The organism is Variovorax sp. efr-133-TYG-130, assembly GCF_030208835.1.
Classification (GTDB): Bacteria; Pseudomonadota; Gammaproteobacteria; order Burkholderiales; family Burkholderiaceae_C; genus Variovorax.
Map to the genome: position 1 here is coordinate 1 of NZ_JARVTD010000051.1, position 14,427 is coordinate 14,427.

The 14,427-nt window shown below is 66.9% G+C and carries 16 protein-coding genes; 3 read left to right on the forward strand and 13 right to left on the reverse strand.

Going from position 1 to position 14,427, the window contains the following annotated elements:
• From QRN67_RS32525 to fliE, 13 genes are all read right to left on the reverse strand, one after another.
• Nucleotides 1-711, reverse strand: a 711-nt coding sequence (locus QRN67_RS32525; RefSeq protein WP_285415151.1) for an Hpt domain-containing protein, incomplete at its 3' end; no start/stop codon positions are given.
• A gap of 51 nt (nt 712-762) precedes the next feature.
• Nucleotides 763-1,662: a flagellar motor protein MotB gene (gene motB / locus QRN67_RS32530; RefSeq protein ID WP_285415152.1), complete on the reverse strand. Its 900-nt coding sequence runs from the start codon at nt 1,660-1,662 to the stop codon at nt 763-765.
• 36 nt (nt 1,663-1,698) lie between these two features.
• Entirely contained in the window at nt 1,699-2,559 is an 861-nt protein-coding gene (motA, locus tag QRN67_RS32535; protein ID WP_081271447.1) for a flagellar motor stator protein MotA, read from the reverse strand.
• A gap of 64 nt (nt 2,560-2,623) precedes the next feature.
• On the reverse strand, nt 2,624-3,211 hold the full coding sequence (flhC, locus tag QRN67_RS32540; protein WP_081271448.1) for a flagellar transcriptional regulator FlhC: 588 nt from the start codon (nt 3,209-3,211) through the stop codon (nt 2,624-2,626).
• A complete protein-coding gene (gene flhD, locus QRN67_RS32545) occupies nt 3,208-3,594 on the reverse strand; it encodes a flagellar transcriptional regulator FlhD (protein WP_106937134.1) in 387 nt (128 codons plus the stop codon). Before flhD ends, flhC begins: the two co-directional genes overlap by 4 nt.
• A 325-nt stretch (nt 3,595-3,919) precedes the next feature.
• Nucleotides 3,920-4,219, reverse strand: coding sequence for an EscU/YscU/HrcU family type III secretion system export apparatus switch protein (locus QRN67_RS32550; protein WP_285415156.1), 300 nt, complete (start codon nt 4,217-4,219; stop codon nt 3,920-3,922).
• Entirely contained in the window at nt 4,216-5,535 is a 1,320-nt protein-coding gene (gene fliK / locus QRN67_RS32555) for a flagellar hook-length control protein FliK (protein ID WP_285415158.1), read from the reverse strand. The genes QRN67_RS32550 and fliK overlap by 4 nt, the downstream gene beginning before the upstream one ends.
• Nucleotides 5,536-5,565: 30 nt before the next feature.
• Nucleotides 5,566-5,958 carry a flagellar protein FliT gene (locus tag QRN67_RS32560; protein ID WP_503010965.1) on the reverse strand — a complete coding sequence of 131 codons (393 nt, stop codon included), beginning with the start codon at nt 5,956-5,958 and terminating at the stop codon, nt 5,566-5,568.
• Nucleotides 5,939-6,358 carry a flagellar export chaperone FliS gene (gene fliS, locus QRN67_RS32565; RefSeq protein WP_081271450.1) on the reverse strand — a complete coding sequence of 140 codons (420 nt, stop codon included), beginning with the start codon at nt 6,356-6,358 and terminating at the stop codon, nt 5,939-5,941. The genes QRN67_RS32560 and fliS overlap by 20 nt, the downstream gene beginning before the upstream one ends.
• A gap of 39 nt (nt 6,359-6,397) precedes the next feature.
• Nucleotides 6,398-7,840, reverse strand: coding sequence for a flagellar filament capping protein FliD (gene fliD, locus QRN67_RS32570; protein WP_081271451.1), 1,443 nt, complete (start codon nt 7,838-7,840; stop codon nt 6,398-6,400).
• A gap of 61 nt (nt 7,841-7,901) precedes the next feature.
• Nucleotides 7,902-8,258 carry a flagellar protein FlaG gene (locus tag QRN67_RS32575; RefSeq protein ID WP_081271452.1) on the reverse strand — a complete coding sequence of 119 codons (357 nt, stop codon included), beginning with the start codon at nt 8,256-8,258 and terminating at the stop codon, nt 7,902-7,904.
• A 176-nt stretch (nt 8,259-8,434) separates the two neighbouring features.
• Nucleotides 8,435-10,090 (reverse strand): FliC/FljB family flagellin, encoded by a 1,656-nt coding sequence (locus QRN67_RS32580; protein ID WP_081271453.1) that lies wholly within the window; start codon nt 10,088-10,090, stop codon nt 8,435-8,437.
• Between the two features lie 180 nt (nt 10,091-10,270).
• Nucleotides 10,271-10,591, reverse strand: a complete 321-nt coding sequence (fliE, locus tag QRN67_RS32585) for a flagellar hook-basal body complex protein FliE (protein ID WP_081271454.1) — start codon at nt 10,589-10,591, stop codon at nt 10,271-10,273.
• 293 nt (nt 10,592-10,884) lie between these two features.
• Here fliE and fliF point away from each other — a divergent pair, with 293 nt between their 5' ends.
• From fliF to fliH, 3 genes are read left to right on the forward strand one after another with little or no spacing between them, the layout of a single operon-like run.
• Nucleotides 10,885-12,639: a flagellar basal-body MS-ring/collar protein FliF gene (fliF, locus tag QRN67_RS32590; protein ID WP_285415163.1), complete on the forward strand. Its 1,755-nt coding sequence runs from the start codon at nt 10,885-10,887 to the stop codon at nt 12,637-12,639.
• Complete coding sequence (gene fliG, locus QRN67_RS32595) at nt 12,632-13,630, forward strand: flagellar motor switch protein FliG (protein WP_081271455.1); 999 nt, start codon at nt 12,632-12,634, stop codon at nt 13,628-13,630. The genes fliF and fliG overlap by 8 nt, the downstream gene beginning before the upstream one ends.
• A complete protein-coding gene (gene fliH / locus QRN67_RS32600) occupies nt 13,617-14,426 on the forward strand; it encodes a flagellar assembly protein FliH (RefSeq protein WP_081271456.1) in 810 nt (269 codons plus the stop codon). Before fliG ends, fliH begins: the two co-directional genes overlap by 14 nt.
• Nucleotide 14,427 lies beyond the last annotated feature (1 nt).

Consider the following 14,427-nt stretch of genomic DNA (forward strand, 5'->3'; position numbering starts at 1 on the left):
GCCGGCCGCTTCGCGCGTAATGTCGATCTGCGATTCGTCGATGACGAAGCAGCACACGGCGACGATGTCGTCGGGGTCGCAGGTGGTCTCGAGCAGCACCGTCAGCTGGTCGTTGGTGCGCGTGCGCGACACCACATTGCCGAGGTTGGAGAGCTCGCCGGCGAGCAGGTCGCATTCGCTGTCGGAGAGGCGGGCGAAGCGGATGCGCAGCACGCCGCCGCCGGCGGGTGCGGCGGCCTCGGCCGGCACCGCGGCGGGCGCCGGAGCCGCTGCGGGCGCGGGTGCCGCCGCCGTGGCGGCAGCATGCGCCGCAAGGCTTTCGTCGCCGCTTTCCAGCGCGAGTTGCTGAAGCACGCCGCAGATGTGCGCGACCATGTCAGGGTTCGGCTCCTGGCCGGCCTGGTATGCGGTGAGTTGTTCTTGCAAGGCGTCCTTCGTTTCCAGAAATGCATCGATCATTCGACCGTTCAGGCTCAGCTGCCCGTGGCGGGCGCGGTCCAGAAGCGTTTCGAGCACGTGCGTGGTGTTGGTCAAGGCGGTGAAACCGAACGTCGCCGCACCGCCCTTGATGGAGTGCGCGGCGCGGAAGATGGCATTGAGCTGCTCGCTGTCGGGAGACTCGACGTCGAGCTCCAGCAGCAGTTGCTCCATCTCCGCGAGAAGCTCGATGGCTTCGACGAAGAATGCCTGGGTGAATTGACTGAGGTCCATCTCGTTGCTCCGGGCCGGCGCTGGCGCCGTCCCCTTGGGTTGTCTGCGTTGTTATTCCGTCGTCGCCGCGGCCTTGGGCGCGCTGTTCGCGGGAGGCAGCTTGCCGACACGCGTGCTGCTGCCGCCGTCGCTGCTGTTCTCGCGCTCGATGCGTTCCTGGGTCTTGTGGTTGAGCAGGATGATGCTGATGCGCCGGTTGATCGGGTTGCGCGGGTCGGCGCGGTCCAGGTGCATGCTGTCGGCCAGGCCGATCACGCGCAGCACCTTGCCCTCGACCATGCCGCCGGCCACGAGCTCGCGGCGCGAAGCGTTGGCACGGTCGGCCGACAGCTCCCAGTTGCCGTAGGTCTTGTCGTTGGCGTAGACGATGGCGTCGGTGTGGCCCGACAGCGTGAGCTTGTTGGGCAGGCCGTTGAGCACCGGCGCCAGCTCGCGCAGGATGGCGCGCATGTGCGGCACCACGCGGGCGCTGGCCAGCTCGAACATCGGGCGGTTCTCCGTGTCGACGATCTGCAGGCGCAGCCCCTCGGTGGTGATGTCGATCAGGATCTGCGAGCGGAACTGCCGGAACACCGGGCTCTTCTCAATCAGCTCGTCGAGCTGCTTCTTCATCGCGGCCAGGCGGTTCGCGTCGGCTTCTTCCTCGGCGTCGGACTGCTTGACCTCGCCCTCGACATGCATCACGTCGGCGCCGCCGCCGGGGATCATGCTGGAGCTCAGGCTGGCCTTGTCGCCGCCGTGCATCGCCACGCGCAGCGGCATGCGGAAGTGCTCGGCAATGCCTTCGCGCTGCTTGGGGCTGGAGATGGACAACAGCCACATGACCAGGAAGAAAGCCATCATGGCCGTCATGAAGTCGGCATACGCGATCTTCCAGCCGCCGCCGTGATGGCCGCCGCCCCCGCCCTTGTGGACGTGCTTGATGATGATCTGGGGCTTGCCTTCGCTCATGGTCGCTCGCTTGTTCGCTCTTCTCTGGGCGGGGCGTCAGCGCGCCTTGACCTCGCGGACGTGGTCGTCCAGCTCGGTGAACGACGGGCGCTCCGTCGAGAAAAGCACCTTGCGGCCGAACTCCACCGCAAGCTGCGGCGCGTAGCCGTTGAGGCTGGCCAGCAGCGTGACCTTGGCGCACTGGTAGATCTTCATGCCCTCTTCCACCTTCTGTTCGACCAGCGTGGCCAGCGGCGACACGAAGCCGTACGCCAGCAGCACGCCCAGGAAGGTGCCGACCATCGCGTGGGCAATGAGCGCGCCCATTTCCGAAGGCGGCAGGTCGGCCGAGGCGAGCGCGTGCACCACGCCCATCACGGCGGCGACGATGCCCAGCGCGGGCAACGCGTCGGCCACGCGCGAGAGGCTGTGGCCAGGCACTTCGGCCTCGTGGCGGATGGTCTCGATCTCGTGGTCCATGAGCGCCTCGATCTCGTGCGCGTCGGTGTTGCCGCTGATGACCAGGCGCAGGTAGTCGCACAGGAAGACGGTGATGCCCTCGTGCGCCAGGATGTTCGGATAGCGCAGGAAGATTTCGCTCGAGCCCGGGTCCTCGACGTCGGCCTCCAGCTTCATCATGCCCTCCTTGCGGGCCTTGGCGAGCAGCTCGTACAGCAGCGCCAGCAGGTCCATGTAGAGCTGGCGGTTGTGCTTGGAGGAGCGCAGCAGCAGCGGCAGCTCCTTGATGGTCGCCTTGATGGTCTTGCCGTTGTTGCCGGCAATGAAGGCACCCAGCGCGGAGCCGCCGATCATGAGCAACTCCACCGGCTGGAACAGGACGCCGAAGTGCCCGCCCATGAGGGCATAGCCCCCGAACACGGCACCGATCACCACGAGATATCCAACCAGAACCAGCACGCGCTTCCCCTATCGCCCTTGGGCGTCAAACCAAAAACCCCGTGCCGTGGCGCAGGGTGCCTACCTAGACCGCGCCCCCGATGTCGAGCACCGGTCCCACGGAGATCAGTCCGCCCCGCCGCACTTCGGCGACCTTGGGCTTCCGTGCCTTGCCCGCGCGCGAAGGCGGACGGCACAGGACACACACATAACCGTTCTTGTTGTCGTGCGCATGCGCCACGAAGTGGCCGCCGCACCGGCAGCAGGTGCTCAGCTGCAGCATGTCGCTGTCGAAGAAACGCACCATCGTCTCGGCGCGGGTGAAATCGAGCACCACCTCGCCGCCCTGCGAGCCGACCTGCTCGGTGTAGAGGCGGTAGGCCTTGATGAGCGCGGGCAGTTCGCTCTCGTCCGCCTCGTCGAGCATGAAGCGGTAGATGTTGTAGAACATCGACGAGTGGATGTTGGCCAGCCAGGTCATGTACCAGTCGGTAGAGAACGGCAGCAGGCCCTTGGGCGGCGAGACGCCCTTGAGTTCCTTGTACAGGCGGATCAAGCGCTCCCGGCTCAACGCGACGGCAGCTTCCAGGAACTGCAGGCGGGCGCCCAGCCCGATCAGCTCGACAGCGAGCTGCACCTCTCGGACTTCGCCAAGGACGCTCTTGCGGGTCATGCGGCCGCCGCTCCAGGTTCGCGCATCTGCGATGCCGATGCCGCCTGCGACTGCGCCTGGCGCGCGGCCATCAGGATCGACATGTGCGCCTGCTGGAGCGCGGGCTCCTTGCCTTCGCCGACCACCGCGAACATCGGCCTGTCGTCGAGCCTGAAGCTGCACAACAGAAAGTTGGATGCAGCCAGCTTGACGATCTGGCTGAGCGACATGTTCGCCAGCAGATCGGCGAGTTCGCGCCCCACTCCGAGGCGAAACATAGCCTCTGCCCGGTCTTGTTTGACCAGCTTCTGGGCAAGCAGCATATAGGCCAGATTAATCTCGCCGATTTCCTTAGAAATCACACCGTTTGCACTGGGATTGCAATTTTCCACGTCTATTTCCATTTCCGATTTCACGTCCACTCCGTGCTCCAATCAATCGTGTATACATTATATACACAAAGTTTTACACTTTGAAGTATCTGCTAAGAATCTCGGCAAAAAATGTAGGAAAAATCTGACAACAGCGAAGGGTCTCTCCCTCGTACAGAGAGGGAATCCATGTTGGACGCAAGCGATTCCCGGCACTGAAACCAAGTGTTACCGAGAGCCCTTTTCGTCCATAATTCATTCATCTTGCAAACCGTATTGAAAAATACTATTACATGTGTAACATGTGAATTGGAAATTAATTATTTGAGTGCTGCGTAAATGCAGCCATTCGAATAGATCATGTTTCGATTTGGTGTCCGGCTTGCGACTCGCCCTGGCCCTCCAGGCCATATATCCATGCCATCACTTCGGCAACCGCTCGGTAGAGCTGCGGCGGGATCTGCTGGTCGAGGTTGACCTGCATCAGGAGCCTCACGAGGTCCGCGGACGCGTGCACATACAGCCCGTTCTCGCGCGCCTGGCGCATGATCGACTCGGCGACCACGCCGTAGCCCTTGGCCACGACGACGGGTGCCTTGGTCTTGTCCGCATACGACAGCGCGACCGCGCTGTTGCGGTTGGCAGGCGCGCCGTTCATGCATAAGCCTTCGCCGTGACCTGCAACTGCTGCAGCTGCAGGCCGGCGGCCTCGAAACGCTGGGTCAGCCGGCCGGCGTCGTCCCGCAGGCGCGCCATGGTGTCGGCCTCGCGGGCGGACAGGTGTGCCTGCACGCTGGCGCCCGCCAGGCTCAGGCGCAGGTCGACCTCGCCCAGGCGCGGCAGCACCAGCGACACGGTGGTGGACCAGCGGCGCGTGGCCTCGTCTTGCGGATCGGCGCCGCCACGCGCGTCGGGCTGGCGCTGTTCTTCCTCGATCGACCATGACATCGGCACATCGGGCCAGGCCTGCCCGCTCCAGCGGAAATTGGCGCTCGCCAGCAGATCGAGCTGCTGGTGCACGAGCGCCACCGCTTGCGGATGGATCACTTCGGCGCTGTTCGCGCTGCGCGAAGCAGGCGGAGCGGCCTGGCTGTCGGACTGGCGCGCGGCTTCCGCCTGGCTCGCGCGATGCGCCTGCATGGCATCGGCAGTCGCGGCACCAGGCTGGCGATAGGCCGCTTGCACGCGCGCGGCATCGGCGGATGGCGAGGCGTCGGCCGCGCCGGAAGCGTCGCTCTTGCCGGGCATACCAGAAGGTACGGAACCATCTGGATTCGGTTTGGCATCAGCCGTCGCAGCGGCGGTGGCGGGCGCATTCGGCGACATTGCGGCAGGCACGGCGGCCGGCGTTTGTGCCGCCGCGGCAGCGGGTGCTCCGGCAGCCGCCGCCGTTGCAGGCGCGATCTCTGGCATGTCGGCCAGCACGGCTTGCGCCACGGCAGCTGCAGCCGCAGCCGCCGGTCTGGCGGCAGCGGCGGCCAACGGCACCGACCACTTCGCCTGAGGCTCCTGCGCCATCTGCGCCAGCGATCGTCCGCCCGCGGCGAACTCCGCGAGGTGCGACTCGTAGAAGAGCCCGCTGTTCGACACCGTCTGCGCCAGCGTGCCCGCCAGCGCCTGGGCGGTCGCGGGCTGCCGGGCCGCCGACAACGGCGCGGCGCCGCGCACCGGCCCCGGCTCAGCCTGCAGGTCGGCCAGCACGGCGCCGATCACGCGCGCCGCCAGCGAAAGCTGCGTCGCGGCCGAGGGCCCCGCGCCGGAAGACGCATGCGCCGCCCCGCCCGGGCTCCCGGCCGGAATCTGCCGGTCGAGCGCCGCGTTGGAGGGCAGCCGCACATCGTTCGCGACCTTGCCGACCGCAATGGCCGGGCCCGGAGCACCGATGGTGGTCTCGGGCTTGATGCCGAGCACGTCCAGCCGCGGCGTCAGCCGGGCGGCCAGCAATGCATCGACAAGTCCGGCAAGTGCACTCATGGTCGCGACGCTTCTTTTCTCAGGCAGCCATCAGTGCGTCAGCCCGTAGGCCCTGCCCAGATTCTTCTGCTGGCTGAGATAGCCCATGCGGCTGATGAGCTCATCGAGCTGCGGCTTGATCAGTTCCGACACCTCGGTCTGCTCGGCGCGGATGCGGTCGAGCAGATACAGGACCCGCTCGACTTCCACCGCCTCCAGCGTCCCGATGGGCTCGATGACCTTGAGCCGGTCGACGATGGCCGAGCAGCGGGCCTCGAGCTCGGGCAGCCGGCCCCAATCCTTGTCGCGTGCGAGTTCCAGCATCAGAGAGACGCTGGAGGCAAGCTCCTCGTAGCAATGAACGATCTCACTCCGGACTACCATCTTTTCCCTGTCTTTCCCTGTCTTCAATTGCTGTCGCGGATCAGCCGCGGGCCCGGTCATCGATTTCCCGCCAGGCGGAAGCGATGTTCTCGAGCAGCCGGTCGGCCTCGTCCAGGGCCTGCACGTCGTTGTGCAGGTTGGCCCGGAACAGACGCTGGACGATGTAGTCGTACAGCGCCGACAGGTTGCCCACGAGTTCGGCACCGGCCTCGCCGGCTGCCTGTGCATCGAGGCCGGCCTTCAGGCCGTTGTCCACGATGCCGATGGCCTTGGAGATCGCCTTGCCCTTGGCTTCGATCTCGCCGGCCGCCATGTGATGCCTGGCCATGCCGATGGCGGTCTTGGCGCCGTCGAAAAGCATGACGATGAGCTGGTGCGGCGACGCGCTCATCACGCTCGTTTCCACGCCGACGCGCGCATAAGCGCCGGCGCCGGTGCGCATGTTGTGAGAGGTGTACATCTGCGGTTGCTCCGGATGGGTCTGCGTCTTCTGCGCCGCTTACTTGCTGCTCTTGGTCAGCGCGTCGAACTGCTGCGTGAGGTAGCTCTTGGTGTTGTTCAGCTTGCCGATCAGCACGTCGAGCTGGTTGAACTGCTTGCGGTAACGGTCGACCGTGGAGTCCACGCGCACCTGCATCGCGTCGTACTGGTCGTCGAGCTTCTTGATCGTCGAGGTCACACCGTCGCTGGCCACCTTCAGGGCGTTGGCGTTGAGGTCGGTCACGATCGCGTCGATCTGCTTGCCGTAGCCGCCCGTGCTGCCAGTCGCGCTGGAGAACAGGTTGGCCACGCCCTTCAGGTTGGCGCCCAGGGCCTTGTCGAGCTTGTCGGAGTCCACGGCCAGGGTGCCGTCCTTCTGGAAGGCCACGCCGATCTCGGTGAGCACCTTCATGTCGTTCACGCCGCCGGCCTGCGGCGTGGTGAGCGCCTGGCGGATGCGCGTCTGCAGGTTGCGCAGCGTGCTGTCGCCCACCAGCGCGGCGGCCGTCTTGGTGGTCGCGTCGTAGGCGGTGAGCGTCTTGGCGGTGCTCTGCAGGCTGTTGTAGGCCTTCACGAAATCGTTGATCGCCGTCTTCACGCCGGCCGAGTTCTCCTTCATCGCCAGGCCGGTCTTGCCGGTGCCCACCAGCGTGAGCGTGGTGCCCTGGATGGCGTCCTTGACGGTGTTGGTCGCGCTGGTCACGTCGATGCCGTTGACGTTGAGCTTGGCGTTCTGCGCCGCCGCCGTCTGCTTCAGGTTCTGCGTGCCGGCCGGGTCGTTGTTCAGCAGGCCCTGCAGCGCCGCGTCGCCGTCCACCGAGATGCGCATGCTCGACTTCTCGCCGGTCGCCGTGGAAGTCAGCACCAGGCGGTTGGGCGCGCCGCTGCCGTCGCTCACGATCGCCGCGGTCACGCCGGCGTTGGCGTCGTTGATCGCCTTGCGGATTCCTTCGAGCGTGTTGTTGCTCGAATCGATGGTGATCGACTTGGCGGGCTGGCTCGCATCCGCGGTGAAGGCGGCGCCGGTGTACTGGCCGGTCGCGGCATTGAGCGTGCCGCCGGTGATGGCGCCGAAGTCGATGGTGATCTTGCCGCTGCCGATGGCGGTCTTGGTATCGACCTGGCCCGCGCTCACCAGGGTCTGCGCCTGCGCGAGCTGCGACACGTCGATGGTGTAGCTGCCGGCCGAGCTCACGTCGGTGGAAGACGCGGAAAGAATGCCGCTGACCGTGGGCGTGCCGGTCACGCTCTGGAACAGCGTCGGGTCGCCCAGCTTCTTGGCGGCCGCCTGCAGCGTGCCGAGCGCGCTCTGGATCGTGCCGTAGGCCGACAGCTTGCTCGTGTAGCTCTTTGCCTTGGCCTGCAACGCCACCAGCGGCTGGCTCTCGGCCGTCTCGAGTTTCGTGAGCAGGGTTGCGAGGTCGAGATTGGCGCCGACGCCGAGACTGGTGATGGTTGCCATGTGATTGCTTTCCTGTCGTGTAGTTGATTGCCGTCGCTGGAGAAACCGGTGTGCCGCGGCCTCAGGCCGCGTGGTCCACCAGGAGGCCTTTGCCGTCGCTCATCAGCTTCGCCATGCGCACGACTTCTTCATTGGGGATCTGGCGGATGACCTCGCCGCTGGCGCGGTCCACCACCTTGACGATGACTTTGTCGGTGTCCTTGTCGACCTCGAAGCTCAGGCCAACCTCGCGAAGCGAGAGCGCCTTGTTCACCTGGCGCACCGCCTGCTCCACCTGCACCGGCGTCGCCTGTTCCTTCGCGTCGTCCTTCTCGGCCGTGGCCGCGCCGCGCGCACCCGCACCCGCAACGTCACCGAGGAGCAGTTGCGTCCACTGGCTTTCTTTCACGGAGTTCGCCGGCACGGGGTTCAACATCATTTCCACCTTGTCTTGCTGGGTTCGCTGTGCTCTGCGGCCTCGCCTGTCGGGGCATGGCCGCAGAGGACAGCGCAGGCGGCTCCGGCTTGCCCCGGTTGCCTGCGCCCACCGGACCCCACCCTTGCGGGAGGGGCCCGGCTTTTCCTTGCTGTTGCTGGCTAACTAAGCCTTGTCGATCAACGCAGGAGCGACAGCACGCCTTGCGTGGTCTGGTTGGCTTGCGACAGCACCGAGGTACCTGCTTGCTGCAGGATCTGGGCGCGCGTCATGTTCGACACTTCGACCGCGTAGTCGGCGTCCTGGATGCGCGAACGCGACGACGACAGGTTGGTCACCGTGGTGCCGAGGTTGGCGATCACGGAGTCGAAACGGTTCTGCACCGCGCCCAGCGAGCCGCGCAGCGTGTCGACCTTGGCCAGGGCCGCGTCCAGGGCAGCCAGCGGGTCGGTCGTCTTCGTGCCCTTGCTGGTCGTGTCCGTGGTCAGCTTGCCGGCCGAGTTGATGTATGCCGTGGCGCCGACCTGTGCGGCGTACTTGCCGGTACCGGTCGTCGAGGCAACGGTCACTTCGCCGTTGACCGCGTTGACTGCGTAGTCGGTGGTGTACGACGCGGTCTTGGTCATTGCCTTGTCGTTGTCCATGTACGTGTCGCTGGACTGGCCACCGGCCGCAGCGAACGTCACGGTCGAGGCGAAGATGCCCTGGCCGAGGTTGACCGTGGAAGCAGCGCCGGCAACGGCGGTCTTGACGTCGTCCTTCGACACCGTCTTGGTGTACGTGAAGCCGGAGTTGGCGCCAGCAGCGAAGTTGTAGGTCGTGCCGTTGAGCTTGATGCTCGAAGCGCCGGCGCCGGTGTCGGCACCGCCGAACAGCGTTGCAGCGGTGGCGGCCGGGGGAGCGCCGACGTTGTTGGTCGTCAGGTTGCCGCCGGAGATGTAGGCTGCCTGGCCGCCGATCGTGATCGCGCCGGCGCTGTCGACTTCGAAGTTCGTGGAGCCGCTGGCACCCGTGAACGTGCCGGAGTACTTGTTGCCGGCCGTCGGCAGCAGCGTCGCGGCGAAAGCCGTGGTGGGCGCGCCGGTGGCGACCGTGGCGGTCGTCGTGAAGTTGCCGGCGGTAGCGTCGTACTTGTAGGTGGTCGCACCCACGACGGCGGTGTTGCCGTCCTGCATGGCGTCGACTGCCTGCTCGGCCGTCACCTTGGCGAAGCTGGTCGTCACGGTGTAGGGGCCCGTGCCGGTGGCGCCAGCCTTGGTCAGGTCGTTGACGTTGGCCTTGACGTTGGCGGAAACGCCCTTGCCGTTGACGTTGAAGCCGTCCAGGCCCAGGGTCTTGGCGCTGATTTCCTGCAGGTCGATGTCAATGGTTTCGCCATCGTTCGCGCCGACTTGCACGGTCAGCTTGCCGGCGTTGGCCGACAGGACCTTCACGCCGTTGAACTGGGTCTGTTCCGACACGCGGTTGATTTCGTTCAGGCGCTGGGTGATTTCACCCTGGATCGAGTCCAGGTCGGTCGCCGAGTTCGTGCCCGTGCCGGCTTGCACCGACAGTTCGCGGATGCGCTGCAGGTTGTTGTTGACTTCGGTCAGCGCGCCTTCGGTCGTCTGAGCGATCGAGATGCCGTCGTTGGCGTTGCGCGTTGCTTGCGTCAGGCCCTTGATGTTGGCCGTGAAGCGGTTGGCGATGGCCTGGCCGGCTGCATCGTCCTTGGCGCTGTTGATGCGCATGCCGGACGACAGGCGCTCGATGGCGCTGTTCAAGGCCGACTGCGACTTGTTCAGGTTGTTCTGCGTGAGCAGAGAAAGGCTGTTCGTGTTGATGACTTGCGCCATGTTCGACTCCTGATTGATGAAAAAAGGTTGTGGACTCCGGCTTTCGGCCGTAACGCTGGACCCGCTTCCACTGTGAGACTCAAGCCATCGTTGATTTGGTTATCGGCCGGAGCTTTCAAACATTTAGGGCGGCGCACAAAAAAGTTCACCAGGACCGCCGGGGGCCACAACCTCCCGCCATCAGGCCTGCAGGCTCATCACCTCCTGGTAGGCGCCCACCAGGCGGTTGCGCACCTGCAATCCGGTCTGGAACGCCACGTTGGCCTTCTGCAGGTCGACCATCACGTCGTTGAGCGCCACGCCCGGCTTGCCCATTTCGAAGGACTCGGCCTGCGCATAGGCGCCTTGCTGGGCGTTGCTGATGTTGGCGAGCGAGCGCTTCAGCTCCGCGGCAAAGCCGCCGCCTGCCTCGGCGGGCGCGGCGCTCGCGGGCGCGATGCCGGTGTTGAGCGCGGTGACGCGCATCTGCTGCAGGACGGATTCGATGGCGCTGATCGACATGGCTGGGTTCTTTCTCTTTGAACACTTCTGCGTGACTTGACAAGGAGGGACCAAAGCCCCTCGGCCGGCACGCAGCGTATCAAGGGAAGACCCGGATTCAAGCGCCCAACTGAGGGCAAAAACCCCGGCTGTTCGACCGATCGAATTCCTTGCGTCTGTTGACAATCGTTCGCGAAACGAACAGGCCGCGGACGACATCACCGGCCACCCGGAATGACATCTCAACACCGAATTTCTTCTCTCGACATGGCTCTCGACCCCTGCGGCCGCCCGGCCATGACCAAGGTGCCCGCATGAGCACGGCGGCACCCGCCGGCGAGCCGCCGGCGGCCGGCAACGGCCTGCCACCGATCCTGGAACGCCTGCGCGCGCAGCCGAAGCTGCCGCTGATCGTCGGCGGCGCGGCCCTGGTGGCCGCGGCCGCCGCGTTCGTGCTGTGGAGCCGCACGCCCGACTACAAGGTGCTCTATACCAATGTGTCGGACCGCGACGGCGGCGCGATCATCGCGTCGCTGCAGCAGATGAACGTTCCCTACAAGTTCGCCGATGGCGGCGGCGCGATCCTGATCGCCGGCGACAAGGTCGCGGAAACGCGCCTCAAGCTCGCGGCACAGGGCCTGCCCAAGGCCGGCGGCGTCGGCTTCGAACTGATGGACAACCAGAAGTTCGGCACCAGCCAGTTCGCCGAGCAGATCAACTACCAGCGCGGGCTGGAAGGAGAGCTGGCGCGCTCCATCGAATCCATCGGCAGCATCGAGTCGGCCCGGGTGCACCTGGCGCTGCCCAAGCCGTCGCTGTTCGTGCGCGACCAGAAGAAGCCTTCGGCCTCCGTGGTGCTGAACCTGATGCGCGGGCGCAGCATCGACGAAGGCCAGGTCAGCGCCATCGTGCACATGGTCTCCAGCAGCGTGCCCGACCTGGACGCCAAGAGCGTGACCGTGGTCGACCAGCGCGGCAACCTGCTGTCTTCCGCGCGCGGCACCGAGCGCGGGCTGGACGTGAGCCAGCTCAAGTATGCGCAGGAGATCGAGCAGAACTACATCCGCCGCATCGAGGCCATCCTGCAACCCATCGTGGGCGCGAACAACGTGCGCGCCCAGGTCGCGGCCGACATCGACTTTTCGGTGGTCGAGCACACCGACGAGAAGTACAAGCCCAACCAGGACCCGTCGCAGGCCGCCGTGCGCAGCCAGCAGTCGAGCGAGTCGGCGCAGCACAACGGCGCCCCGCCCGGCGGCGTGCCCGGCGCCCTGACCAACCAGCCGCCGGTGAACCCGACGGCACCCATCGTCGGCCCGCGCGCGCCCAACGCCCCCGGCACGCCGCCACCCGGCGCGCCCGGTGCGCCCGGCACCCCCGGCACCCCCGGCGCCCAGGGCGCACAAGGTGCGACCACCGCCTCCACCGCGGGCGCGGCCACCGGCCCGAGCAGCACCCGCAAGGACACCACCACCAACTACGAACTCGACCGCACCATCCGCCACGTGCAGCAGGCCGCCGGCGGCGTGAAGCGGCTGTCGGTCGCGGTGGTCGTGAACAACCGCGACGCGGTCGATGCCGCCGGCAAGGTCAACAGCCGCGCGCTCACGCCCGCCGAGCTGGAGCAGATCCGCAACCTGGCGAAGGAAGCCATGGGCTTCAGCCAGGACCGCGGCGACTCGCTCAACGTGGTCAACAGCGCCTTCGCCCGCGACGCCGACAGCGGCCCCGCGCCCGAAGTACCGTTCTGGCGCGACCGCGAGAACATCGAGATCGGCAAGACGGTGGGCCAGTACCTGCTGTATGCGCTGATCGCGCTGTTCGCCTGGCTGGCCGTGCTGCGGCCGCTGACGCGCCGCCATGCGCCCGCCGCGCCGGCACCGGTCCCCGTGGCCGCCGTCGAGCCGGCCGCCGCGCCCGACCCCGACACGCCGTCCGCCGAGGAGAGCCTGCGCGAACGCGAGGCCAGCCGCAAGAAGGCCGACATGGACTATGCCCACCAGCTCGCCGACAAGGATCCGAAGCTGGTGGCCGCCCTGATCCAGCACTGGATGAACACCGATGAGTAGCGAACTGGGAACCCGCAAGAGCGCCATCTTGCTGATGGCGCTGGGCGAAGACCGCGCGGCCGCCGCACTGCACCAGCTGCCCACCTCCGAGGTGCAGGCACTGGGCCTGGCGATGTCCAAGCTGACCTCCGTCTCCAAGGAGGAGCTGGCATCCGTGCTGGCCGAGTTCCGCGAAGAGACCGAGCAGCTGTCGGCCCTGCACCTGGGCTCCACCAGCTACATCCGCGCCGTGCTGAAGAAGGCGCTGGGCGACGACCGCGCGAGCAACCTGCTGGAAGACATCCTGCAGCCCGACGAGCCGCGCGGCGGCATCGAGCGGCTCAACGAACTCGAGGCCGGCGAGGTGGCCGAGCTCATCCGCGACGAGCATCCGCAGATCCTCGCGACGCTGGTGGTTCACCTGGACCGCATGAAGGCTTCCGAAGTGCTGGAGAAGCTGCCCACGCGCCTGCGCCACGACGTGATCATGCGCGTGGCGACGCTCGGCGGCGTGCAGCCGTCCGCGCTGAAGGAGCTGACCGACGTGCTGACCGAAATGCTCGCGGGCCAGGGCGTGCGGCGCAGCCGCCTGGGCGGCGTGCGCGCGGCGGCCGAGATCGTCAACCTCATGAGCACCGCGGTCGAAGAAGAAGCCATCGCCCACGTCCGCGAGAAGGACGAGGCGCTGGCACAGCGCATCGTCGACGAGATGTTCGTGTTCGAGAACCTGCTGGGCCTGGAAGACCGCAGCATCCAGCGCCTGCTCAAGGACATCGAGTCCGACTCGCTCATCATCGCGCTCAAGGGCGCGCCGATGGAGCTGCGCGACAAGTTCCTCAACAACATGTCGCAACGCGCCGCCGAGACGCTGCGCGAGGACATGGAACTGCGCGGCCCCGTGCGCGTCTCGCAGGTCGAGACCGAACAGAAGGCCATCCTGCAGGTCGCCCGCCGTCTGGCGGAGGCCGGCGAAATCGTGATTGCGGCGCCTGGCACCGATGACTTCGTCTGACACCACCCGCGCGTTCGGCGAATCGCGCGAACGCCTCGCCGCCATCCAGGCCGCCGCGCGCCACGCGGCCGCCGCCAGCGTTCCCGCGCTCTCGGCATGGGAGCGCTGGGAAATGGGCACGCTCGACGGCGGCAAGACGCCCGAGCGGCGCAAGGCCACCGAACGCAACGCCCACGGCAATGCCAACGGCAGCGCCCTGCCGCCCGCGCCGCCGCCCGCACCCAAGATCGACCTGGCCGAGCTGGCCCGCATCCGCAAGGACGCGCGCGCCGCCGGCGAAGCCGAGGGCCGCGCCGCGGGCCTGGCCGAAGGCCGCAAGGTCGGCCACACCGAAGGCCTGGCGACCGGCCTCGCCGCCGCCAGCGTGCACGCTGAACGCCTGCGCGCGCTGGCGCAGTCGCTGCCCGACGCCCTGCAGCGCGCAGAGAGCGAACTGGCCGAGGCCGTGCTCGCGCTTGCGCTCGACGTGGCGCGCCAGGTGGTGCACCGCACGCTGAAGACCGAGCCCGAATGGGTGCTGCCGGTGGTGCGCGACCTGCTCAACACCGAGCCCGCGCTGCGCGGCGAACCGCGCCTGCTGCTGCACCCCGACGACGTTGCGCTCGTGCGCAACAGCCTGGGCGAGGAGATCGAGGCCGCCGGCTGGCAGATGCGCGCCGACGACCACATCGAACGCGGCGGCTGCCGCGTGCAGTCCGCCAACGGCGAACTCGACGGCACGCTGCAGACCCGCTGGAAGCGCGTGGCCGCGGCCGTGCGCGGCACGGGCGACGACGGCGAAGCCGAGACCTTCTGAG